The organism is Vibrio sp. 10N.222.46.A1 (assembly GCF_041473595.1).
Classification (GTDB): Bacteria; Pseudomonadota; Gammaproteobacteria; order Enterobacterales; family Vibrionaceae; genus Vibrio; species Vibrio tasmaniensis_A.
In genome coordinates this window covers 1-1,374 of record NZ_JBFRSN010001472.1, presented here as the reverse complement: position 1 = coordinate 1,374, position 1,374 = coordinate 1, and the positions used below count along the sequence as shown (strand labels likewise).

Sequence of the window (1,374 nt, the reverse complement as noted above, 5' to 3'; positions counted from 1 at the left end):
CAACAATAGTGATGTTCACAGCAATACCGAGATAAGAAAGTGGTGCTGCAAGGATAGCGAGGCATTAAATGAAAGCAATAAAAAATGGCACCCGAGGGTGCCATTTTGGAAACTTTCTTAGAAGTTCGATTAGAACTTGTAAGTTACTGCGAAGTAGTGACCTACGCCTGAAGTAGAGAACTGGCCGTATTGTGGGTTAGCACTATCAATTTGAGCACCATCTCTTAGACCGTATACATCTTGGTATAATTTAAGACCGTAACCTACAGCAAATTGGTCATTGTGCCAGTAAATACCATTGAACATAGCTCCGCCGTTGCTCGACTGGTTGTATGAACTATCACGACCAAACTCGTAATCGATGTAACCTTGGTAAGCAATGAATGAACCGTTATCGAAGTTTACGAATGGCTTAAACCAGTTTGTAGAAAATTGGTAACCGTTCCAATCTTTCGTATTTAGATCGTACGTAGCGTAAAGATTGAATTGCATTTTACCAAACCAAGGTACCATTACGTCTGAACCGATACCTGTTTTAGTTGCGTAACCACCGTCAGCTTTGCCATCGATAGTTGTGTAGTTTGCAACGTATAGTTCTTGTACTGGACCAAAAGAAAGGTCTTTACCAGTTAGGCCATCGATAGACATACGAGGCGCAAATTTAACAAACAGTTGATCGTCTTTTGCTTTATCGCTGCCGCTATCGTTAGTTAGGTTGAATACATCAATGTAACCGTAAAGATCGAAGATACCAGAGCGTCCACCAAACTCCATTTCAAGATAAGTATGATCTTTGTCCTGAGGCTTCTCATCGATAGTGTGCATGATATTAAACTGCATCCAGTTGTAATCATTCTTGTGAGTATCGCCGTCAGAATAATCAGCCGCCATTACTGGAGCAGAAGCTGCTGCAAGTAGGCCAAGAGTTAAAAGTGATTTACGCATAATGGAACTCTCTATGTTTGAAATAAGTAACCCGCTAATCCGTGCGTGTTTATATGTCCGAATGCCGAGCATAATAGCGATTTTGTTCTCAAATAAAAGTGAGACAGAGTGAAAACTATGATTATTATGGTGAGCGTGATCACACTAACGATCTAAATGATGGAACTTTAATGTTGCTATGCATCTTGATGAATCCCCACTTCTATTGATTTTGTGAAATTCGATTATTTTGTGTATAAATTGGTGAAATACCGCTCTAAGCAAACGATTATACCAAAAAGTGTGACATGCATATCAAAATCAACAGTATTTCTTTCTAAGCGTTTTCTCGTAAAAAACACCTCACTCAGCGAACGTTTCGATCCTGCCTTTGATCCATTTCCAAGCAACTCCGTACTGAAGTTTGAATCAATTGATGAACAATTCATG

Annotated in this window: 2 protein-coding genes; one reads left to right on the top strand and one right to left on the bottom strand. The window is 39.5% G+C overall.

Annotation, left to right across the window (positions count from 1 at the left end):
- Positions 1-129 precede the first annotated feature (129 nt).
- Positions 130-1,017 (bottom strand): outer membrane protein OmpK, encoded by an 888-nt coding sequence (locus AB4496_RS27455; protein WP_012603361.1) that lies wholly within the window; start codon positions 1,015-1,017, stop codon positions 130-132.
- A 171-nt stretch (positions 1,018-1,188) separates the two neighbouring features.
- Between AB4496_RS27455 and AB4496_RS27450 the strand changes: the two genes are divergently transcribed.
- On the top strand, positions 1,189-1,374 hold a 186-nt coding region (locus tag AB4496_RS27450; protein WP_372133132.1), incomplete at its 3' end, for a hypothetical protein.